This window comes from Sorangium sp. So ce119, from assembly GCF_051524405.1.
In the GTDB taxonomy this organism is placed as follows: domain Bacteria; phylum Myxococcota_A; class Polyangia; order Polyangiales; family Polyangiaceae; genus Sorangium; species Sorangium cellulosum_G.
In genome coordinates, this window is the sequence record NZ_CP150311.1 from 668,305 (window position 1) to 688,294 (window position 19,990).

Below are 19,990 nucleotides of genomic sequence, written 5' to 3' on the forward strand. Positions count from 1 at the left end.
GAATTCCGATCGGCGGCGCGAGGACTGTTCATTGCGTCTTGTGGCATCTGTGCTCTCTCCGTGAGCGGCCGCTCAGCCATGACGATTCGCCCGGCGGTCCACGCTCCGGTGCCAGTCATACACAGTGCCTCCAGGGCCTTCCCCACCTCGCTCCGCCGGCGCACAGTTGGCCAGGACAACCGCCTGGGTGCTCGCCGGCGGCGAGACGCTTGCGACGGACCGTCGCCTGGGATAGTCACGTCTCATGCCTTCGAAGATAAGCCGAGCGGTCGAGTCGGCGCGCGAGGCGGGGTTCCTGGTGCGCACCGGTGTCCCCGCCAACGACGAGCAGGTGGCCGCCCTGCAGGCCGCTGTCGGATGCGCATTTCCTGCTGACTACATGGCTTTCTTGCGCGAGTTCGGGGCCCTCAAGGTGGAAGACGAGGACGGCGAGCTCGCCTCTCTGTACGTCTACGGGCACGCTCCGGGCGACGAGCTCGACCTCGTGGCCGCCACCCAGACGCTCCAGCCGGAATTCGCGCAGTGGGGCCGGGATGCACGGACCGTCGCCCCTTTCTATTCCATGTTCGAGCTCCCGGACGACTGCGCTGTGTTCGCGGCGGACGGCAGCACGCAGACGTTCCGTCGCGGCTCCGTGGAGGAGGACCCTCGGACCTTCGATGCCTATGTCAGCGAGCAGCTCGAAGGTCACATCAAACCCTTGCTGAAGGCGAGGGAGCTCCGGCGCTTCAGGCAGGGCTACCTGGGCGCGCTGCGAGCCCTGCTACCGGACGAGCTCGTCGTGCCGACGGCCGAGAGCGCCGACGAGATCGTGATCCGGCGTCCGCGAGACGGCGTGCTCATCCAGATCCGCTTCGGCGACGGCCGCGAGTACGACGGCGAGGCTCCAGGCGTGTTCGTCTTCTGGACCGAGCCGGTGCCCAGGAGCCTCGAGGCGATGAATGAATGGAACGCCCGAGCCCATTTCGTGCGCGGTGTTGCACAGGGCGATCGCAACCGGTACCGGGGCCGCCTTCCGGCCCGGGGACTCGAGCCGAAGCGCCTTCTCTTCGCGCTGGCCCACGACGCCGATCTGCCGCTGCCGGCGCCTCCCGCCTCCCCGACGCTGGACGAAGTAGCGGACGTGCTCACGTGGGTGGCCAAGCCGAGAAAAGGCGCCCCTCCGCTCGCACGGGAGGGCAGCGAGATCCTGCTGTCCGCCCGTGCGTCGATGTTCTCGAGCTCCCCGAGCCTCCCGTTGCGCGTCGGTGTGAATGGAGCGGGCCTGATCCGAGCTCGCCATATCGTGGAGTCCGACAAGCCGCTCGCGGATTTGCTGTTCCTCGCCGCCGTCTGCAATGGGCGGGACCGCAAGGACGGCGACGCCAACGCCGACATGGAGCGCTTCACACGGGCGGTGGTCGACGGCCGTCGCGTCGAGCTCTCGTTCACCACGCCGTTGGCCGCGCTCTCGCCCGAGATCACAGGCGTCTTGAGGCGTGAACTGGAGCGGGACGTCGATGGCACCGGGCTCCGCCGTGCGCCGGACGAATCCCTCGGCTCACTCCTCCCGGGCGAGGCGCCGCGGGTGGATCGCAAGGAGGCAGAGCTCGAGGCGAGGGCCGACCACGCGGGCGGCGAGCAGGGGCCTGTCACCCGCGCGCTCATGGCCTCGCTGCCCTGGGACGGATCGTCCGTGACCGCCCTCCTGAGCTCCGCCTCCCGAGCGTCGATCGACACGCCGTGGGGGCAGGTGCGGCTGTTCTTGCGCGTCCGCGATGTTTCTCTCCGGGGTTACACGCCCGTCGAGATCGGGTTCGTCCGCGCCGACGCCCCCCTCAGCGACGGGTGCCGGATCGTCGGAGTGCGCGACAAGAAAGCGGTCCTCCTGGCGGCGGACCTCAGGTCGTTCATCTCGGTGATGGTCCTCGGGACCACGGGGTTTGGATTCGACGGCGACGATGCTCGGGTGTGGCGCAACTACCGCGACCGCGTCGCCGACGATCTGGGCGGGGGTGTCCTCTACTTTCGACAGAGCGATGCGCTCTGCCGCGCCGTCGGCGTCACGCCGGCGACGAGCGTCGGCGCGGTGCTCGCGCAGGCGGCGCAGGCGAACCCCGGCGCGCGCAGGTGAAATATGAGTGACCCGAGAACGGAAGACGGATCTGCCATCCTGGAGCGCGTCCGCCCGCTGGCCCAGATGCCATGGAACTCCACCCTTTCGCCGGCCCAGATCGAGGGGATCGCGGCGGCCGGCGCGTCGCTGAGCCCATCCCAGGCGATCTCCGCCCTCGAGGCGTGGCTGGAGCTGCACGCGAAGCTCCTGTCCGTGCGCCGGGGCCATGCCGCCGATGCCGCGGTTCGGCTCGACGATGAGCTCGGTCCCCTCCACCCGCTTCACCGCGAGCTGCTGACCCGCTTCGGCGGCTTCCTGGAGGTGAGCATCGATCCGGCCTACTGGCCTCACTTGCGCAACGAGGACGGCTTTCGCGTGCTGGGGGTATCCCCGGAGTATCCCCCTTGCGACGTGGACGCGAACGAGGAAGACTTCCTGGGGCACCTCGACGAGCGCGCCGAGTACGGCGATGTGGCCGTCAAGGAAGACGCGCTGCGCAGGAAGGCGATGGTGCCCATGCTCACGTCCCTCGAGGGCGTGGCGGATGCATGGGTGAGCGACGGGCAGACCGTCGAATGGGAGGTGGAGGGGCGCATTCGCTTGGCCCCTCACCGCAGCCGCGATCTTCCCATCCACCCCCGCTTCGGCGCCCCCTTCGCCCTGGTGGCGAAGCTCGCCGCGCTCGAGGTGCGCCTCGAGGAGATCTCCCGCTACAAGGCGGCGCAGCGCATCGTCGACGAGGTGGAGCCCACGTACATCGACGGACGCCAGCAGCTGCGGCTCGAGCGAGATCCGTCGATCGCCCTGCGGCTCACCGAGCCGACGCGCGGGCCGGTGTACGTGGTGCTCCTGGCGGATGTCGCCCCCGTCCCGAAGGCGGGGTACAGCACCGATCCGCTCTTCGCGCGGCGCAAGGAAGAGACGAATCGAAGCGTCGGCGGTGTCGTTCTGTACGAGACGACGTTCGACGTCCTCTTCGCCCGCACCGAGGTCTTGCTGGAAGGGATGCAGCCCGAGGATGTCAGGTTCGCCCTGGCCCGCTTGAGGCACGCCGTGCGGGTGTTCTCCGACCCGAGCCTCGCCGACTTCGACGCCGAGCCTCGAGAGATCCCGGCGGAGCTCCAGGCGCTGCTCGCCGCGGCGAAGGCGGACCGCGCGTCCCTCGTCGAGCGCCGATCGTCGCCGGAGCAGCCCTACCTGTGGGAGGTGGAGTGCGTGGGGCGAGAGCACCCGCGGATCCGGTGGTCTTACCCTGCGCTCCGGACACCGCACTACCCGGGCCACTCTCATGAGAGGATTCCGGAGTTCTTGTTCCCTGTCCACCGCGAGGGCATCGACCGCTACGAGGTCGAGCTCCCCTGCGCGACGCTCACCGAGCCCCGCATCGCCCGCGTGCTCTCGAAGCTCCGGTGAGCCGCGCTCCACCGGTACGTCATCGACGCCGAACGCGACGTGCTGCGTTGCCTTCGCGCGCTCCAGAGCTCTGTACGAGGGGCAGGAAGAGCTCGTCCACGATGGACCGGATGCGTGCGGGCTTCAGCGGCTTGAGATCCATGAGCAGGTCGTGTCGCACGAGGTCGTACGGCATGGCGAGCACGGCGGAGGGAATGCGCTCGAGGTTGACCTCACCGCGGTCGTGGGCGCGTTGGTAGAGGATGCGGACACGCGGCTTCTGCGTGTCCATGACCCTGTCGCGCATCTGCGAGGGGGTCAGGCCGGTGCCGGCCAGCAACCCCGAGAAGGCGGCGGCTGCGGCGATGGCGAAGAAGCCGGCAAGGGCGTCGCTCAGGGCCGTCAGGTGGGCGATCAGGTCGCTGCGCAGGGCGCCGGTGTCGGGGACCGCGACCGGGTTGGCGTCTCGGCGGTGCTGGATGGCGGCGAACACCAGCTCGTCCTTGTTCGCCCAACGACGGTACAGGACCGCGATCCCCGTGCGAGCGCGCGCGGCGACCGATTCCATGGTCAGGTTCGCGAAGCCGACCTGGACCAGCTCCTCCCAGGTCGCGTCGAGCAGATCGGCCTCGAGCTGCTGGCCGCGCCGTCTGCGGCGGACTTGCCCTTGCGTTCCTGTCGTCATGGCCCTGACCCTTTAGAGAATTTTTCATTTCTTATCAACGCCGCGGATGATAAGAGATCCATCACTCTCTTCAACCGGAGACGGACGATGACGGATCCCGAGATGTGCGCAGCGCTGATCGTCGGCGCCGGCCCGACCGGGCTGACGCTGGCCTGCGAGCTCGCCCGCAGCGGCGTGTCCTTACGCCTGATCGAGGCCGCCCCCGGCCCGCGGCCCGGCTCGCGCGGCAAGGGCATCCAGCCGCGCACGCTCGAGGTCTTCGACGATCTCGGCATCGTCGATCGCGTGATCGCCCACGGCCGGATGGCGATGCCGATGCTTTCCACGGCACCCGACGGCCGGGTGACGCTGGGCGGCGCCATCCCCGAGACGTTGAAGGGTCGCTCCGACATCCCCTATCCGGCGAGCCTGATCACGCCCCAATGGCGCACCGAGGAAGCGCTGCGGCTGCGGCTGGCGGAGCTCGGCGGCGCGGTCGAGTTCGGTGCTGCGCTCGCGAGCTTCGAGCAGTCCGACGAAGGCGTGTCGGCGGTCGTCGTCAAAGGCGGTGCGACGGAGACGGTCGCCGCGCGCTGGCTGGTCGGCTGCGACGGCGGCCACAGCATCGTCCGCAAGCAGGCCGGCATCGCGTTCGAGGGCGAGACCCGCGAGGAAGTGCGGATGATCGTCGCCGACGTCGACGTCGACGGCCTCGACCGCGACGCCTGGCGCATCTGGTGGCATGAGGAGGGCGCCCTCAGCCTCTGCCCGCTGCCCTCGACCGACGTCTTCCAGTTCGGGGCCGCCGTCGCGCCGCGACAGGACCCCGAGCTCAGCCTCGCCAACATGCGGGCGATCCTCGAGCGGCGGAGCGGCCGCACCGACCTCCGGCTCCACGAGCCGACGTGGTCGTCGCTGTGGCGCGCGAACGTCCGCCTCGTCGACAGATATCGCGAGGGTCGCGTGTTCCTCGCCGGCGACGCGGCGCACGTCCACCCGCCCGCCGGCGGCCAGGGAATGAACACAGGCATCCAGGACGCGCACAACCTCGGCTGGAAGCTGGCGGCGGTCGCGAAGGGCGCCTCGCCGGCATTGCTCGACAGCTACGAGGCCGAGCGGCGACCGATCGCAGCCGGCGTGCTCGCGCTCTCGAACGCGCGCCTCCAGCAGGTGCTCGAGCGGAACGACGTCGCCACCCGCCGCGATGCGAGCACCACCCAGCTCGCCATCCACTACCGCGGCTCTTCCCTGGTGCGCGACGACCGCGACGAGACGGCCCTGCTCCGCGCCGGCGACCGCGCCCCCGACGCGACGAAGCTGACCACGGTGGAAGGTGAACGCCGGCTGTTCGAGCTGACGCGCGGCGGGCGCTTCACGCTGCTGAGCTTCGGGCCCGCGCCTGCGATCGGCGCCTCAGCCTCCGACCTGAGGACGCTCCATGTCGTCGGACAGCCGGCGGGCCCCGACGACATCGCCGACCCCGCTGGCCATCTCGCCCACGCCTACGGCGCGACGGAGCGCACCCTCGTGCTCATCCGTCCCGACGGCTACATCGCCCTGATCTCCGACGCCTGCGACGCCTCGGCAGTCTCGGACCATCTCGCCGCGTTCCGCTGAGCGTTGCGACGGCGGGTCGCCTTGCTCGCCGCCGCCGAAGGTTACGGCTGCATCCCGCCGGAGATCGACAAGCTGATCCGGCAGGCATAGGCGAGGCGCGGCGCGTCGAGGAGAAAGAGTCGACGGGCGGCTCGGGCGTACGCCCCCGGCGTCACCCCGGCGATGCGCTTGAAATGCCGGTGGAGCTGGCTCTGGTCGTAGAGCCCCACGCGCGCAGCGACCTCCGCCTGAGGGATTCCCCGGGCGAGCAGCGCCCCTGCGAGGCCGACGCGCCGGTAGGTCACGTACGCGTGCGGGGGAAGCCCGACCTCCTCGCGGAAGGCACGACAGAGGCGGAACTTGTCGAGTCGCGCGTGGGCGGCGAGCTCGTCGAGCGCGATCGATTCGGTGAACCGCGCATCCAGGAGCTCGCGCGCGCGCGTCACCGCGCGAGCCCACGCGCTGCGCGGACGGGGCAGATCTCGGCGCATGCACACACGACGGGCAGAAACCGCGTCCCACTTGTAAAAGACAACGAATCGATCTATTACGGAGCCACTGAGCTGCTCCTGCATGTAAAGCATGATCAGCAGCATCAAACTCATGAAAATTTTCAGCGCAGCGCCTGACGGCAATGAGTCAGCAGACCTGGAGCCCGCACGTTATTTCAAGCTAGCAATCGAACAGATCAATAGCATCACAGCGTGGATGAAAACGGCTGACAGGGCAGCTCAGCCGCTGCTGGTACACCTGGACATATTCCTCTACCTCGCCAAGAGATACCCAACCTCGGCAGAGCTCCTCGTATCCAGCTTGAATATACCCGATATCAAAGCCACTTTCTATGATTGGTATGATCGCTGCCACAAAAAGATTCCCAAGCAATTCAGGGAAGAAATCAAAGTTTCCGCAGACGATCTCTTTGAAAACCTTGAGCGTCTCGCGGCCTGACGATGTGGGGCGACAATCCCTGGGATAACGACAGAGCATCAGACTGGTTCGCCAACCTGATGCACTCCACGCACTTCCCCGACCAAATAAGAGCAACCCTGCTTCTGTGTGAACAGGAAGACGCCTGCGGCGAAAACACTGCTTTGCTAAGAGCTGCAGTGTATTGCGTTTTGCAGTTTTGCCGCGTCTACATCTGGCCTATCGAACACCTTGACAGTGATCTAGATTTGGCCATAAGGGCTACTCATAAGATACTGTCGGACGAGCGCTATTGTTATTCCGAAAAGATTACTATCCAGATCCGAGCAGAGCTTGAAGAGCTGGAGATTCGAAGGAAATCATAGCATATTTGTAGGACGGCTTGAGTCTCAGGCTACCCCGCCCTATCATCGGCGTGGCGCCGGCCGGCACTCGTTGCCGTCGAACACCGCGGCCCCGCGTGCCCGGCGGGCGTGGGGTCACCCGGCGCTTGCCTTGGCCAGCGCATCCTCCAGCCTGTCGTTGCCCCAGAACATCTCGTCGCCGACGAAGAAGGTGGGCGCGCCGAATATCTTGCGGCGGATGGCCTCTTCGCTGAACGCCCGGAGCCTTGCCTTGCGCGCCTCTGCCTGGGCCTCTTGCACGTGCTTGCGGCCGTCCAGCCCGAGCTCATCGAGGACCTGCACCGCCACCTCGTCGGTGTTGATGTCCCTGTCCTCGGCGAAGTTCAGCTGCATCACCCGCCGGCAGTAGTCGCCCACCCAGGGCTGCTCGGCAAAGGCGGCGGCCACGCGCATGGTGTGCACCGCCGCGCGCGGAAAGGTGGTGGGGCGGCGCCATGGCACGCCGTATCTGGCGCATGCTCGGGCGGTGTCCATGAACGCGTATTCGCCCTTTTCCTTCTGCAGCACGAAGGGCGAGGTGTCCCATCCCAGGCGCTTGAAGACCGGGCCCAGCAGGAACGGGCGCCAGACGATGTCGACGCGCGCGTCCCGTGCCAGCGGCGTGATCCGCGAGATCGCGATGTAGCTGTAGTTGCTGCCGAAGTCGAACCAGCACTCGACCTGTCTTGTCATGGGTTCTCCTGTTCGTGGCGTTCAGTCGTAGACCACCAGGCAGCGCACTTCGATGCTGCGCCGCAAGGGCGCGTCGCTCGGGATGTGGGGCAGGTCGAAGGCGGCGTGGGGCGTGAAGCGCGAGGTGCCGCTCGCTTGCGAGTCAAACTGCTTGAAGACCAGCGCCTCGTGGGTGTCCATCTCCGAGAAGTAGGCCCAGCGGTGGCCGGGCGCGTGGTGCGCCAGGTAGATCTCGCCGACCCGGCGCGGGTAGCGCAGCTCCGCGGGCACCAGGTCACCCACGTTCACGCTGGTGGCGTCGCACACCGCCAACGGGGTATCCCTCACGACACCGCCGATGGATCGCCAGATGTTGACGATGCTGTAGCGGCGCACCGCGGCAGCGGCCTCAGGATCGTCGAGCACCAGGTGCAGGCGCCTGCGGCCGCTGTCCTCCGAGTAGTCGTTGTGCACCCGGCCCAGCGCCCCGGCCGCGCTCGCGGCGCCGCTGCGGCCAAAGGTCAGGGGGGGCGGGCGGCCTTCCTCGCGCTCTCGCAGCAGGTGGTCGAACACGAAGCCGCGCGAGGCGCCGGTGACGACGCAGGCCAGCTCCACGCATTCCGGGTAGTAGACGGCCCGGAGCGCCTCCTCATCATCATGGAAGTTGTGCAGGCGCGAAGGCGCGTCCCACAGCTCGAAGCCCTCGTGGTGGATGCGGGGCGGGGCGGGCGCGAGGCGCGCGTCGACGATCGGCACCTCGCGCAGGTCGTGCTCGAAGTTCTCCCGGGGCACTTCCGGGCCTGTGTCAACCAGGTGGATGACCGGCCGGGCGTCTGCCGGTTTCAGATAGCCCACCGTGCCGCGCACGAAGGGCACACGCGGGCGAGATGGCGTGAACGCCGGCCCTCGGCGGCCACGCGGGGAGGTGGCGGGCGCTGGGGCGGCAAGCGTGGCGGGAAGGGAGGCCATGGACGTCAAGGACTTCTCCTCGTGAATGGACCGCAGGGGCGCGGCGCACGTCCATTTCAGCTCACCGGCGATGGGCCTCAAGTGAGATTTCGGACGGACTCGCATTCCTGGCACGCAAGTCAGTACGTGTCCGAGGCGGCCTGGCGGCGTATCCATTGGCACACCCGCTGCACGTCGGGCGTGGGGCTGGGCTCGGATTGGACCAGCCAGTACTGGTGGGACGATGTCCACTGCCCCTGGTCCCATCCCAGCGCCTCCAGGCTGCCGGCCTTGACCAGCGGTGCGACGAGGGCCGAGCGGCCCAGCGCCACGCCCCGCCCGCTGGTAGCGGCATGGATGAGCTGGTCATACTGGTTGAAGCGGATGATGCCCCGCGGCTTCAGCCGCTCCAGCCCCATCAGCTTGAGCTTCTCGTTCCATTGCAGCCAGGGCTGCTTCGGCTCGTCGAGCTCCAGCAGCACGTGCTGCTTGACCACCTCGGCCGCCGGCCGGCCGCGCAAGTGCAGCGACGGATGGGCCACGGGCACCAGCGTCTCTCCGAACAGGGGCACCGCGCGTTCCGGCGCCGCGCTGGGCGCGCAGTAGCGGATGGCGATGTCCACGCCTTCGGCGCGCAGGTCCATCAGCTTGTTGCTGGTGGCGATGCGCACGTCCACGTCCGGCAGCTCTTCGTTCAAGGCGCCCAGGCGCGGCAACAGCCACAGGCCGACCACGCCGATGCTGGCGGTGATCGTCACCGGCTGCTTCTCGTGGCGCTTGTGTATCGCCGCCATCGCGTCCTGAAGCTGTTGCACTGCCATGTCGGCCACCTTGAAGAACCTCTCGCCGTCGGCCGTGAAGCGGATCGACCGGTGGCCGCGCACCAGCAGCTTCACGCCAAGCGCCTCTTCCAGGGCCGACACCTGGCGGCTGACGGCAGATTGGGTCAGGCACAGGTCCTCGGCGGCGAGGGTGATGCTCATGCGCCGGCCGACGGCGACGAAGCCCTTGACGAGATCCAGCGAATGAAGCCGGGCGAGAGGCAGTGACATGCGCAGCGCTCATGTGACGGGGACGTCAAGGATTGTGGGACGGCCGCCCGCCCGTCAAGCGGGTGGTTGGAGGCAGCCACGGTAGCTCACGGTGGTGACTTCGCCCACACCAACTCCGGTCGACCATCGGCCTCTCCTTCGGCCCGCAGGCCAACGGCATCCGCCCGAACGGCTTCCTCGGCGAGGGCGAGGTCGACTCGGGCACCATCGAGATCGACGACGTCGAGCTCTACGGCGCGACCTCCGGCGATCCGTGAGCGAACCCTCCTCGACGATGTGCACAAGTACCGGGCCATCGAACAGGTAATCGCGTCCTCTCGATGTTCCACACATCGAACGCGGCCGTTCCAGAATCCAGCCTTGTATCGCCCCCGGCATCTCGCACATTCCGGACGTCATGCTGCGGAGGTGCAATGAACAAGAAAGAGCTTGTAGATAAGCTGGGTCTCGCGGTCTGCGCCGGCGTCGCGTTCGGCCTCTTCACGGCCTGCTCGGGCGCCGACGAGCCGGATGAGCCGGTCGCGTCGCACGCGTCCGAGATCGTCGGCGGCGAGCTCGCCGAGGCGAGCCCCTGGGCCGTCCAGGTCTTCGACGTGCGCGGGAGCACGGGCGACTTCTACCAGTGCACCGGCACCCTTGTCGCGGCGCGCTGGGTGCTCACGGCGCAGCACTGCATCGCGGACGAGGGCGAGACGTCGGCGGTTCGCTTCGGCAGCAACACGTACCGCGAGGGCCGGCGCGTCGCTGTCGACGCCGTCGAGGTGCCCTCGGCCGCGGCCGATATCGCGCTGCTCCACCTGACCGAGGACGCCGATGGCCCGTTCGTCCAGCTCGCCGCGGCGACGTCGACAGCGATCGGGAGCGACGCGACGGCCTACGGCTGGGGGAGCGAGGGCACGCCGCTGGTGATGGCGCCGTCGCTCAAGAAGGCGACCCTCCACATCGATGGCTGGTACTCCGACGAGGAGCTCCTGGCGACCGGCGTGACGGGCTCGGGCTGGAGCGGCGACTCCGGCGGCCCGTGGTTCGTCGACGGGCTTCAGGTCGCCGTGTTCTCGGCCTCGAGCGGCCAGAACGGCACGAATCTGAACGCGTCGCTCCTCGGCGTCGACGTCGCGCGCCACCGCGCGTGGATCGACGCGACGATCGCCGGCGGCCCCACCGTTCACGGCGCGGACGAGGTCGTGCTCCACGATCTCTCGGACTTCTCCGGCGTCTCGCAGGGCTTCGGGCTCGGCCGCCACAACCTCCCGGACATGAACATCATCGGCAACGACCGCGCGAGCGCGATCCATGTCCCCGCCGGGCTCCGGGTCACGGTCTTCTACCACCACAACTTCGAGTTCATGGCGCGCGTGTTCACGTCGGACACGGACCTCGTTGCCGAGGGCTTCAGCGACGTGATCTCGAGCCTCGTCGTCGCGAACGCCTCGGACCCGCAGCTCGACGTTGTCGCCCTCCACGAGCACGCCGGCTTCTCGGGCGACGCGCTCCTGTACGGGGTCGGCGGCTCCTACATCGGCGGCGGCCCCTGGGACAAGCGGATCAGCTCCGTCCGCGTCCCCGCCGGCTTCAAGGTGACGCTCTACAACACGTTCTTCATGTATTCGACCGAGTCGCGCACCTTCACGGCCGACGCCAACCTCGCCAGCCACGGCTTCGACGACAAGACATCGAGCTTCCTCGTCGAGCGCCTGTAGGAGTGGGCACACGTGTCCGTCCGGGCGTTGGTCTGGCCCGGGAGGCACGACGCGAGACGCTCTACGAGGACGTCGGGTTGCCCCACCCCGGTCGGGTTGTCGGCGTGATGCCGGACGTCGGGCCGCGCACGGGTGCGGCAGCGACGCTGCATGCTACGAAGCTGGTCATGAACGGCGAGCGCGAGCAAGAGGAAGCGGGGAGCTCGGCCGCTGGCCTGCAGGGAGGGGAAGCGGGGAGCGCGAAGACGACGTGGACGTGGTGCGTCGGCAGGATGCGCTGCTGCCGCTCGGCGATCCACCTGGCCTGGCTGAGGCTCTGGCACTCGGGGACCGAGCGTGCGTCCATCCCGCGGCACGACCGGCCCTGCGGGCACGCTGTTCCCGCCGCCGAATAGCCCGGATGTACCGGGCTTCAGCGGGTTCGTGTTCGGCCCAGGCGTCGCCCCGGCGCTGCTGATTCTCGGCTCGCTGTGCGCGCCGCAGCGGCTCGGATGCGCCCCGGCGACGGCGACCCGGCCCGCGCGCGTCCGACGGCGGCGTGCCTGCGCCGGGAGCTCCGGGCTATTCCAGCGTCACGGTGTAGGAACCGTAGGGTCGGAGGCCGAGCATCTGGATGACCCGGACCACGTACTCGCCGGGCTGCTCGAAGAGCGACGACACGTCATTGTCGCCTTCCAGGAGGTATTCCTCGAGGGGGAGCTCGTCGGCCGGCGCATCGCGCCGGCTCACTTCGATGCGGCCAGTGTCCGAATCCCGCAGCACGAGGTGGAAGTTGGTCGACTCGCCTGCGCTCAGCAAGAACCAATCCTCGTCTTCTCCCGTGGCCAGCTCCCACTTGCCCTCGACGGCCTTGCCGGCCTCCAGCGTGGTCGCCGTCTCCAGGGACGCCCCGTGATCGTCCGTGTAGAACGAGATGTAACGATCGATATCGTCGGGGCGCGGGAACAGCGGCGACGAGACCATCTTCTCCCCCAGCGAAGCTCGGAGGTAGTATGTGCCCGTCTGGCTCGGCTTGAACGAGACGGTCCGCGCCGAGGCCGATGCCACGAGGTTCTGCTGGGCATCGAAGAGCTCGAGAGGCACGCGGCCACCGAAGGAGTAAAGCGTGCTCGCCTGCAGATCGACGGCGAACATGTCCGCGTCGCCGGGCGGCTCGATGCGCGCTGTCCATTCGCCGGGCTCGACCACGCTGGCCGACTCGGGGAGGTTGCCGTGGTCGTCTTCCACGTGACACAGGGGCCGCGACGGGTCGTCCGTGTGCCCCTCGCACGCGCGAAAATCCCGGAGGAGATCCAGGTAAAGCGAGAGCCAGCGGGAGAAGACCTCGTGGTTCTCCTCGCTCATGTTCGACTGCTCGACGGCGCGCTGCATCTGGTCGGCTCGAGCCAGCATCAGCCCGACCTGGGCGAACAGCGTGGGGCTCTGGTTGCGCCGCAGCCAGTCCGCGAACGCATCTCGGTTCTGCTCGAGCGTGCGCCCCTTGTTGGCCACGTAGTCTGGCCGGGACACGCCGACCAGGTCGAAATCGTAGGGAGCGTAACGTATCGCCTTGCGGTCGACGTCGGCCATGGTGACCAGGTTCTTCCCGTCGATTCCGTCGTACTGAATCACGAAGTCGTGCAGCAGGTTCAGCAACACTAGACCATTCTGGTCCACCTTGAGCTCGGAGGTATCGACCTCGGACAGCTCTTCCAGCTCCACCATGCCGCAGCGCTCGGCCATCTCGTCCTCGGGCTCGCGCACGAACGCGAGGTGCGTCTCCTCCTTGCCGGTCGGCGCGTCGTGGTAGGTGAGCCGTACGAGCCGCGTCTTGAGCGAGGGCACCTGCAGCTGATCGAGCACCTGATAAACCGTGTCCTCCATCAGCAAGCGCTGCTCGTAGGTCTCGAGGGAGTCCGCCTTGAGCGTGGGGGACAAGCCCTCCCTGTCTCCGCAATGCGTGACGAACTTCACCGACTTGCCGAGGTGCGCGAAGATGTTGTCCTTCTGCTTTTCCTCGAACTTGAGCGAGAACGGGCGAAAACCGCAATTGAAGCGCGAAACTCCCCGGGCGATGATGTTCGCGGTGATCGGCGCCGCGCCGCTCTGGTCGCTCAGCTCGATCACGGCCTGTGAGCCCGATTCCTCCTTTGTGGGCGCGCTGTTCAGCTTCGTGAAATCGGCAGAGATCCGCATGTTCAAGACCTCGCGGCTCGTGAACATGGGCGACTCTGAAGCCTGGCAGGTGAACATCTGCCAGTCCGGCGACGTGTCGGCGGGCGTCTCCTCGCCGTTATCGGCGGGCGTCTCCTCGCCATCGTCGGCGGTCGCTTCCTCGCCATCGTCGGCGGGCGCCTCCTCGCCATCGGGATCCAGAATGGATTCCTTCGGTTCATCGGACGGCTCACTGGAGCATGCCCCGCTCAACACGAGTCCAGGCAAGAGCAGGGCCGCAAGGGTAATCAAGCGCGCTTGGTTCATAGATTACTCAACCATGACGAAGGGGTGGTACCGCGAGAGGAAGCATCGGCGCTGCCGATGGAATATTCAAACCACAACAAACGACGATGCGTTCACTCATGTGCAACCACATCGTCGATGGCCGGCCCCTGATGCCCATCCGGATCCTCTCCCAGGGCCGCCGCAGGGGGGCTCGAGCACCGCATGATCGCGCTCGTGGCCATCGCCACGGCGAGGAAGACCTCTGCACGCTGCTCGCGAAGAACGACCATGATGCTCCTTTCGCCGCGCATCAGCACACGGACAGTCGCGCGCCGCCCGGATGTGGGCCGCACACCGGGATTGATGCCGCCAGGGGGCGTGAGCCTTCAGATGATTTGCAGTGGCGTCCTCGACTTGCTCGCCTGGACACCTGGAGGGGTGTCGTCGCGGACATTTCGATCCAGCGAAGCGCGACGTTTTCTATCGCACTGAAACCTTCGGTCGCGTTCTGCTGCTGGGTCGGCATTACCCCGCGGGCGCGCGGCCCGCTCCCGCGGACCATCCTTCACCGCCTCCCCCGGCGGCGCTGCCCCGCAGGTCCCGTCAGCTACAGCATGGCTGTACGAGATGCCAGGGGCAGCGAGATCTCGACTTCTCGAAGGAGCGCGCTGCGCTGTTGTTGCTCAATCCGCGCAGGTGAGGCTCGTTGCGCGCAGCCGAGGAGCGCTGGAGCTTGGCGGGGGCGCGCCGTCGGCTTGCTCCCCCGGGGGTGATCGGGCTCAACGCCTCCTGGAAGTCGCTGGCGGACGCCGCGCGCTGCCACCCTGGCATGAGCGCTGCAAACACGGGTGAGCGTCAACGACCTGGCTGGACCTTCTGCTTGCACGCCCAGCACACCTCCCTCTCCGAGGAACCCATGAAGAACGATGGTCGCCATCTCAAATCCAGGATCTGGCCGCTCGCAGCAGCAGCAGTCGGCGTACTGTCTCTCGTCGCCTGTGGTGGGGCGGAGGAGAGCACAGCCGAGCCAGCGATCGACGAGGTGGGCGTGGCCTACCAGGGGCTGAGCTCCCACTGGGGCTGGGCCCACACGGACCACGCGAACCCCTACACGAACCGCTGCGTGAACGATGCCGCCAGCAGCATCAACGCGCTCTACGACCCGAGCTATGTCATGGCGTACCGCAGCGGCAGCGACGCCTGCAGCGCGTATGCGCCCACGACGGGCGCCGGGCTCATTCACCACCAGGGCGTCCAGCGGCTCGCGCGTGACTACAACTATCTCCTGGTGACGACCTCGGTTCAGGGGGGCGCGCGCCCGGGCTTCGAGGTCGTGCGCCTCGGCTCGCTGAGCAACAACCCGTGGCTGCTGGGTCGGAACGCTCAGCCCTCGCGGCTCCCGTCCTGCAGCGACGCGATCGTTCACTACCAGGCCGACGACTCGGGGATGCCGTACGATCACTCGGGCGGCCTTCAGGTGAACGGCGAGTACGTCATCGTGCCATTCGAAAAGAACGACGACCAGGCGACGGCGGGCTTCCGCATCGCCAGGATGTCGAATCCCTTGAACCCTCAGTGGAGCCCGCTGGTCTTGCGGACGCGAGGTCAGACGGTCAACGCGGGCGCGGTCAGCCTCACGCTGCTCTCCTCCGGCCGCTACCTCGCGTTCGTCTTCGGCCACAACTCGGACGACGTCGAGGTGTTCGTGTCCTCGGAGGCGGCGATGCCCTATTTCGGCAGCCCGAGCTCCACCTGGGTGTCTCAGGCGAGCGTCTCAACGCCCTTCGGCGGCGCGGAGTACCAGGGCCTGCAGCTCGTGACCCAGTGCGACGGGCAGCTCTTTGTCGCTGGCACGCACAGGAACAAATGGTTCGACGAGGACTGGGTCGACCTGTGGCGCGTGGACCTCAGCGCGACCTTCGTGCCCAGCTTCACCGAGGTGGCGAGCCGACACATGTCCTGCAGCAGCTCGGCCACGGGCGGCAAGCGCTACTGCGCCTTCGATGCAGGGGCCGGGATCTATGTAGATCCCGACGGCGAGATCCTGCTTTATGGGGTGGAGCACTACAACGACGCCTACCCGGGCACGACACGCGCGGTCAAGGTGCGCGAGTTTCCGTAGACCCTGCGGAGGCCGCGCGACGTGTCTACTGCGTCAGACGGACGAGCTTCACGCTATCGACGGTGACGGCCGCGGTCCCGGCGTTGCCGACGTTGAAGTCGAGGAACGCCGCGGGATCCTGCGGGACGCTCGGGAGCTCGAACGAGTAGATGACCCATTCGGGGCCCGCCGCCGCGGTCACGCGACCGTAGCTCGCCCAGTTGTTGTCGCTGTTGCCGTTGCGCCCCAGGTTCACCACGAACGTGCGCACGTCGTCCGCCTTGGCGCGGAACGTCAGCAGATAGCGCCCCGCCTGCGGCAGGTTGACCGTGGTGCGAGCCTGGATGTGCCACATGTCGGAGCCGGGCTGCTGCACGTTGATGCGCATCTGGCGGCCGCTGAAGTCCGCCCATGACGAGGCGCCGTTCCAGTTGAGGACCTGCCAGCCGCTGCTGCTCTGGTTCCCCCCGAGCGCGGTGTTGGTCACATTGTCGAAAGAGCAATTGCTCACGAGGTTGAGAGGATCCCGGCAAGCGTCGACCAGGCTGGCCTTCTCGTGGATCACGCCGCCCAGCAGGCCCGAAAAGGCGCGCCAGCCGAGCGCCAGGTCATCCCCTACGAGGCCGATGGGATCGATCCCGCCGTACCCGAGGTTGGAGCTGTTGACGCTCTTGTAGAAGTCGCGAATCAGACCGGCCTCGTAGGCCCACTGCCCCGACGCGGCAGCGCGCTTGTAGATCGAGAGGCCCTCGGAGCCATCGCTGACCGTGCTGGCCAGCGTGTCGCCGTCGAGCGCCAGGTGCACGTGAGGGTAGGCCGTTCCCAGCGTCTGGCGCGCAGAGATCGTGCCGTCGGACGCCACCCGGTAAAACGAGAGGTGCTGCTGCGGGGTCACGCCGTTGACGGGGAATGTCGCGCCGGACGTGACGGCCAGGTTCCCGGAGTCCAGGGCGAGGCTACGCCCGAAGGCGCCGGTCGAGAAATAGCCGCTCGTGATGGCCACCGAGCTCCAGGTGCTGGAGACGGCGTCCCTGCGGAAGATGCGGACCGAGCCGAGCTCGACCCCGGCGGTGCCCCCCTCGGACCACGGCGATGCGACAGCGACAAGGTCGCCGTCGATCGCGAGCGCAGCGCCGGTGAAGCGCTCGTCCGGCTCGTCGAGCGAGAGCTCGAGGGCCCACGTGTCGTTCGAGCTGTTGTAGCGGTAGATCTCGAGCACGCTCTGTCGCTTGTAGCCGATGGCGAGGTAGTCGTCGGAGAGGGCGAGCGTGATGTCCTTGAAGCTGATGTCCGCGGGGTGCGTGAGCGGGATGCGGGTGAGCGCGCGGCTGATGTTCTGTCCGTTCTCGCGCACCGCCCCGTTGCAGTTTCGCTGACCGCTGACCAGGGGGCACTCCCCCCATGAGCCGTTGCTGTTCCGGGCGATGAACACGGAGTTCGCCAGCGGAGAGGTGGAGGAGCTCGTGCCTCGCGTCGCGAACGCAAGGAAGCGATTCGAGATGGCGAGCTGGCTCCCGGCCTGGACGTTGAAGTGGGCGACCCCCGGGAACTGGTAAACACGCGCGGGCGTGGCGCTCGTCCCGTTCATCAAGTAGACGGCGCCCTGCATCGTGCTGGGGAACGTGGGCTCTGCCTCGCCGCTGATCTTCACGTGCTCCTGGAGCGCGCCGACCAGCGTGAAGGTCCCTGCCCGCGCCATGGTCGTCCCGGCTTCGGGGTACGCGGTGTTGCCGTGCGGGGTGGGCTTACCCACGACCACGCCCGCCGACGCCTGAGCGGCGACCAGACCGACAGCACCAGCGAGCACGCCAGCGAGGCTTCTGAACTTCATCTTCCTGGAAACCAGCATCATGAACCAACCTTCTTCTTTGAAACGAGGAGATCGCCGGCTCAGGGCGCGCGCACGCGGGAAACGTGCGCTCACCCCGCGGGCGGAGCCTCGGCCTCCGCCGCTGAGCGGCCGGCGCTTCTGGGGCGAAGTCGACACGTAACGCGTCTGCATCGGGCCACGAGTCGACGATCGTGGACGCGATGAGCCGATACAGCCGCGGGTACTCCTGCTCTTCCTGGCAGCGCTGAGCGAGAGCGCCTCTTGAGCGATCTTCCCGCCAGACACGGCTCAACTCGAGCAGCGCCATCGAAGCCGGTGGCGAGCGTTCCAGGCAGCGCCAGCCTCGATGTGAGCGGAACAGTGTTCGATGCGAGCTCGACCGTCAAGCTCCGCTGAACAAAAACCCATCGACTGAATCTGGCGTTCGATTGTGAAGAGAGGCCCGTCTGGGCCGAGCGTGTGACAGGCTCGCCGGGGACGCAGCGAGCGACTCGATGGGACGGCTGTCAACTCGCGTTCACGGCCCGCGCGGGGCGATGAACGAAGGCATGCGCCGATCGACGCGAGGCGCATCACCGGGGGCGGCGTCGGCGCGACCGCTGTGGTGGACCGAGAGGGCGCGTGCGACGCGAGCGGCGGTGCGCGGATCGCCGATCCGTATCTCGAGGGTGACGATACCTTCTGCTGCGAAGCGCCTTCGGGCGGCTGAGCAAATCTCCGTCGCCTCGAGCGGATTGCCTCTGACAGCGACCTCCACGTAGCTTCCCCGGATCCGCGCGCGCCGCGCTCGGCGCGCGCCCAACCAAGGAGGTCAGTTCATGCCCAAGCAACCTGTGCAAGACCCCACGGACGTCGACCAGCTATCCTCTGCCCAGATCGAGCAGCGCGTCGAGAAGACGCTCGATCACATCGAGGCCATCCGCTTGCTCTGGCCTGGTCTCGAGCGGCTCGAGGAGGGCCGGCGCAAGCGCAGCGTCGGACGCAGTCTCGGCGTGCTGGGGCCTCCGCTGGCCAAGCTGTTTGCGCTCCTGCGCCCCAGGGACGGCAAGGACGGCGCGCTCGCGCGTTCGTTCCACGTGCTCGGGGACCAGGACGACGGCGATGACCCGGAGCGGTTCGAGGTGGAGCTGCTCGAGCGGCGCCTGAAGCGCGCCGTGGCCGAGCAGAAGGTCGCCGACGCGCTCGAGGATCTGGCGCGCCACCTCGACGACGACGCCCTCGCCACCGGCGAGATGGTCATCGGTCCAGGCCTCGCCGCGCTCGATCTGGCGCGTACGATCGCCCGCCAGAACGCGACGTTCCGCGCCATCCTGGCGCCGGTCCTCGACGACTTCCGGGCGATGACCAAGCAAGCGCGCAAGGGGAAGAGGCCCGAGGCGCCGAAGCCTGAGCCGACGACGCCCGAGCCCATCTGACGGCGCCGCGGGCTCCGCCGGGTAACCCCACCGTCGAGCCCTGGCACCGGCGGCAGCCGGCCAGGCATCCTCCCTCCCAGCGCTGCCGTCCGATCACCCCAGACCGCGGTTCACGCACCGCCGCGCGGAGCATCCGGCGATGCCTTGCCAGGCATCCGCCGGTACCTCGCCAGGCATCCGCCGGTACCTCGCCAGGCATCCGCCGGTACCTCGCCAGGCATCCGCCGGTACCTCGCCAGGCATCCGCCGGTACCTCGCCAGGCATCCGCCGGTACCTCGCCAGGCACCCGCCGGTACCTCGCCAGGGTGGCCGCCGAGCGCCACCTATCCGGCGGAGACGCAGCTCGTCAGTATTCGACGTCCTGCTTGAAGACGAGCTCCGAGGAAGGCGACCCGGGATTGCTGGCCTTCTCGAGGCTGATGACGAGCTCGAACCGGGTGAGCGGCACGCTCACGTCCTTGAGCTTGCCGGTGCGGTCGTCGGCGTCGAAGTTGAGCGCGCCGACCCGCTGCCAGGGCGAGTTGCTGTCCGGGCGCGCCCAGACGACGTAGGCGGAGCTCGTCGCCTCGAGGCGATCCGGCGGCGGGAGGTTCTTCGCGGTGATGTCGAGGCGGGTCATGGCCGCGTCGAAGTTGACGTCGGCCACGATCACGGCGTCGGCGCCAGGCGCCTTCCCGATGCCCTGCGGCGTGTAGCGCAGCGGGCCGCCGCAGCCCGCCATCATCGCGCACGAGAACGCCACGACAGCGAGCCGCAGCACCTTCGATACATGTCCTCTCATCTGGGTAG

Annotated in this window: 16 protein-coding genes; 7 read left to right on the top strand and 9 right to left on the bottom strand. The window is 67.9% G+C overall.

Annotated features, from left to right (window positions below; genetic code table 11):
- Nucleotides 1–244: 244 nt before the first annotated feature.
- On the top strand, nucleotides 245–2,113 hold the full coding sequence (locus WME76_RS46880; RefSeq protein WP_437962715.1) for an SMI1/KNR4 family protein: 1,869 nt from the start codon (nucleotides 245–247) through the stop codon (nucleotides 2,111–2,113).
- Nucleotides 2,114–2,116: 3 nt separating this feature from the next.
- The gene (locus tag WME76_RS46885; RefSeq protein ID WP_437962716.1) at nucleotides 2,117–3,508 is read left to right on the top strand and encodes a hypothetical protein; all 1,392 of its coding nucleotides are present in this window, start codon (nucleotides 2,117–2,119) and stop codon (nucleotides 3,506–3,508) included.
- 19 nt (nucleotides 3,509–3,527) lie between these two features.
- Here the strand turns inward: WME76_RS46885 and WME76_RS46890 are convergent, their stop codons facing one another.
- The gene (locus tag WME76_RS46890; protein WP_437962717.1) at nucleotides 3,528–4,172 is read right to left on the bottom strand and encodes a TetR/AcrR family transcriptional regulator; all 645 of its coding nucleotides are present in this window, start codon (nucleotides 4,170–4,172) and stop codon (nucleotides 3,528–3,530) included.
- Nucleotides 4,173–4,259: 87 nt separating this feature from the next.
- Between WME76_RS46890 and WME76_RS46895 the strand changes: the two genes are divergently transcribed.
- On the top strand, nucleotides 4,260–5,768 hold the full coding sequence (locus WME76_RS46895; RefSeq protein ID WP_437963031.1) for an FAD-dependent oxidoreductase: 1,509 nt from the start codon (nucleotides 4,260–4,262) through the stop codon (nucleotides 5,766–5,768).
- A gap of 41 nt (nucleotides 5,769–5,809) precedes the next feature.
- On the opposite strand, the gene WME76_RS46900 is transcribed toward WME76_RS46895, so the two are convergent.
- Nucleotides 5,810–6,352, bottom strand: coding sequence for a helix-turn-helix domain-containing protein (locus WME76_RS46900; RefSeq protein ID WP_437962718.1), 543 nt, complete (start codon nucleotides 6,350–6,352; stop codon nucleotides 5,810–5,812).
- On the opposite strand from WME76_RS46900, the gene WME76_RS46905 reads away from it, so the two are divergent.
- Nucleotides 6,351–6,698: a hypothetical protein gene (locus WME76_RS46905; RefSeq protein WP_437962719.1), complete on the top strand. Its 348-nt coding sequence runs from the start codon at nucleotides 6,351–6,353 to the stop codon at nucleotides 6,696–6,698. The two genes, WME76_RS46900 and WME76_RS46905, sit on opposite strands and share 2 nt — an antisense overlap.
- 458 nt (nucleotides 6,699–7,156) lie before the next feature.
- On the opposite strand, the gene WME76_RS46910 is transcribed toward WME76_RS46905, so the two are convergent.
- From WME76_RS46910 to WME76_RS46920, 3 genes are all read right to left on the bottom strand, one after another.
- On the bottom strand, nucleotides 7,157–7,753 hold the full coding sequence (locus tag WME76_RS46910) for a 2-hydroxychromene-2-carboxylate isomerase (RefSeq protein WP_437962720.1): 597 nt from the start codon (nucleotides 7,751–7,753) through the stop codon (nucleotides 7,157–7,159).
- Between the two features lie 21 nt (nucleotides 7,754–7,774).
- On the bottom strand, nucleotides 7,775–8,608 hold the full coding sequence (locus WME76_RS46915; RefSeq protein ID WP_437962721.1) for a CmcJ/NvfI family oxidoreductase: 834 nt from the start codon (nucleotides 8,606–8,608) through the stop codon (nucleotides 7,775–7,777).
- Between the two features lie 212 nt (nucleotides 8,609–8,820).
- On the bottom strand, nucleotides 8,821–9,732 hold the full coding sequence (locus WME76_RS46920) for a LysR substrate-binding domain-containing protein (protein WP_437962722.1): 912 nt from the start codon (nucleotides 9,730–9,732) through the stop codon (nucleotides 8,821–8,823).
- 413 nt (nucleotides 9,733–10,145) lie between these two features.
- Between WME76_RS46920 and WME76_RS46925 the strand changes: the two genes are divergently transcribed.
- Nucleotides 10,146–11,432 (top strand): S1 family peptidase, encoded by a 1,287-nt coding sequence (locus WME76_RS46925; RefSeq protein ID WP_437962723.1) that lies wholly within the window; start codon nucleotides 10,146–10,148, stop codon nucleotides 11,430–11,432.
- Between the two features lie 61 nt (nucleotides 11,433–11,493).
- Here WME76_RS46925 and WME76_RS46930 read toward each other — a convergent pair whose 3' ends face one another.
- Together WME76_RS46930 and WME76_RS46935 are read right to left on the bottom strand one after the other, a co-directional pair.
- Entirely contained in the window at nucleotides 11,494–11,778 is a 285-nt protein-coding gene (locus WME76_RS46930) for a transposase zinc-binding domain-containing protein (protein WP_437962724.1), read from the bottom strand.
- Between the two features lie 215 nt (nucleotides 11,779–11,993).
- Nucleotides 11,994–13,892, bottom strand: a complete 1,899-nt coding sequence (locus WME76_RS46935; protein ID WP_437962725.1) for a hypothetical protein — start codon at nucleotides 13,890–13,892, stop codon at nucleotides 11,994–11,996.
- 877 nt (nucleotides 13,893–14,769) lie between these two features.
- Here WME76_RS46935 and WME76_RS46940 point away from each other — a divergent pair.
- A complete protein-coding gene (locus WME76_RS46940) occupies nucleotides 14,770–15,975 on the top strand; it encodes a hypothetical protein (RefSeq protein WP_437962726.1) in 1,206 nt (401 codons plus the stop codon).
- A gap of 25 nt (nucleotides 15,976–16,000) precedes the next feature.
- Here WME76_RS46940 and WME76_RS46945 read toward each other — a convergent pair whose 3' ends face one another.
- The gene (locus tag WME76_RS46945) at nucleotides 16,001–17,785 is read right to left on the bottom strand and encodes a carbohydrate binding domain-containing protein (RefSeq protein ID WP_437962727.1); all 1,785 of its coding nucleotides are present in this window, start codon (nucleotides 17,783–17,785) and stop codon (nucleotides 16,001–16,003) included.
- Nucleotides 17,786–18,603: 818 nt separating this feature from the next.
- Between WME76_RS46945 and WME76_RS46950 the strand changes: the two genes are divergently transcribed.
- Nucleotides 18,604–19,200, top strand: a complete 597-nt coding sequence (locus WME76_RS46950; protein WP_437962728.1) for a hypothetical protein — start codon at nucleotides 18,604–18,606, stop codon at nucleotides 19,198–19,200.
- Nucleotides 19,201–19,547: 347 nt separating this feature from the next.
- Here WME76_RS46950 and WME76_RS46955 read toward each other — a convergent pair whose 3' ends face one another.
- Nucleotides 19,548–19,982 carry a hypothetical protein gene (locus tag WME76_RS46955; RefSeq protein WP_437962729.1) on the bottom strand — a complete coding sequence of 145 codons (435 nt, stop codon included), beginning with the start codon at nucleotides 19,980–19,982 and terminating at the stop codon, nucleotides 19,548–19,550.
- Nucleotides 19,983–19,990 lie beyond the last annotated feature (8 nt).

Bases quoted from the DNA above. Each gene is read 5' to 3' on its own strand.
- WME76_RS46880 (WP_437962715.1), top strand. From the start codon at position 245: ATGCCTTCGAAGATAAGCCGAGCGGTCGAGTCGGCGCGCGAGGCGGGG.
- WME76_RS46885 (WP_437962716.1), top strand. From the start codon at position 2,117: ATGAGTGACCCGAGAACGGAAGACGGATCTGCCATCCTGGAGCGCGTC.
- WME76_RS46890 (WP_437962717.1), bottom strand. From the start codon at position 4,172: ATGACGACAGGAACGCAAGGGCAAGTCCGCCGCAGACGGCGCGGCCAG.
- WME76_RS46895 (WP_437963031.1), top strand. From the start codon at position 4,260: ATGACGGATCCCGAGATGTGCGCAGCGCTGATCGTCGGCGCCGGCCCG.
- WME76_RS46905 (WP_437962719.1), top strand. From the start codon at position 6,351: ATGAAAATTTTCAGCGCAGCGCCTGACGGCAATGAGTCAGCAGACCTG.
- WME76_RS46900 (WP_437962718.1), bottom strand. From the start codon at position 6,352: ATGAGTTTGATGCTGCTGATCATGCTTTACATGCAGGAGCAGCTCAGT.
- WME76_RS46910 (WP_437962720.1), bottom strand. From the start codon at position 7,753: ATGACAAGACAGGTCGAGTGCTGGTTCGACTTCGGCAGCAACTACAGC.
- WME76_RS46920 (WP_437962722.1), bottom strand. From the start codon at position 9,732: ATGTCACTGCCTCTCGCCCGGCTTCATTCGCTGGATCTCGTCAAGGGC.
- WME76_RS46925 (WP_437962723.1), top strand. From the start codon at position 10,146: ATGAACAAGAAAGAGCTTGTAGATAAGCTGGGTCTCGCGGTCTGCGCC.
- WME76_RS46930 (WP_437962724.1), bottom strand. From the start codon at position 11,778: ATGGACGCACGCTCGGTCCCCGAGTGCCAGAGCCTCAGCCAGGCCAGG.
- WME76_RS46935 (WP_437962725.1), bottom strand. From the start codon at position 13,892: ATGAACCAAGCGCGCTTGATTACCCTTGCGGCCCTGCTCTTGCCTGGA.
- WME76_RS46940 (WP_437962726.1), top strand. From the start codon at position 14,770: ATGAAGAACGATGGTCGCCATCTCAAATCCAGGATCTGGCCGCTCGCA.
- WME76_RS46945 (WP_437962727.1), bottom strand. From the start codon at position 17,785: ATGAAGTTCAGAAGCCTCGCTGGCGTGCTCGCTGGTGCTGTCGGTCTG.
- WME76_RS46950 (WP_437962728.1), top strand. From the start codon at position 18,604: ATGCCCAAGCAACCTGTGCAAGACCCCACGGACGTCGACCAGCTATCC.
- WME76_RS46955 (WP_437962729.1), bottom strand. From the start codon at position 19,982: ATGAGAGGACATGTATCGAAGGTGCTGCGGCTCGCTGTCGTGGCGTTC.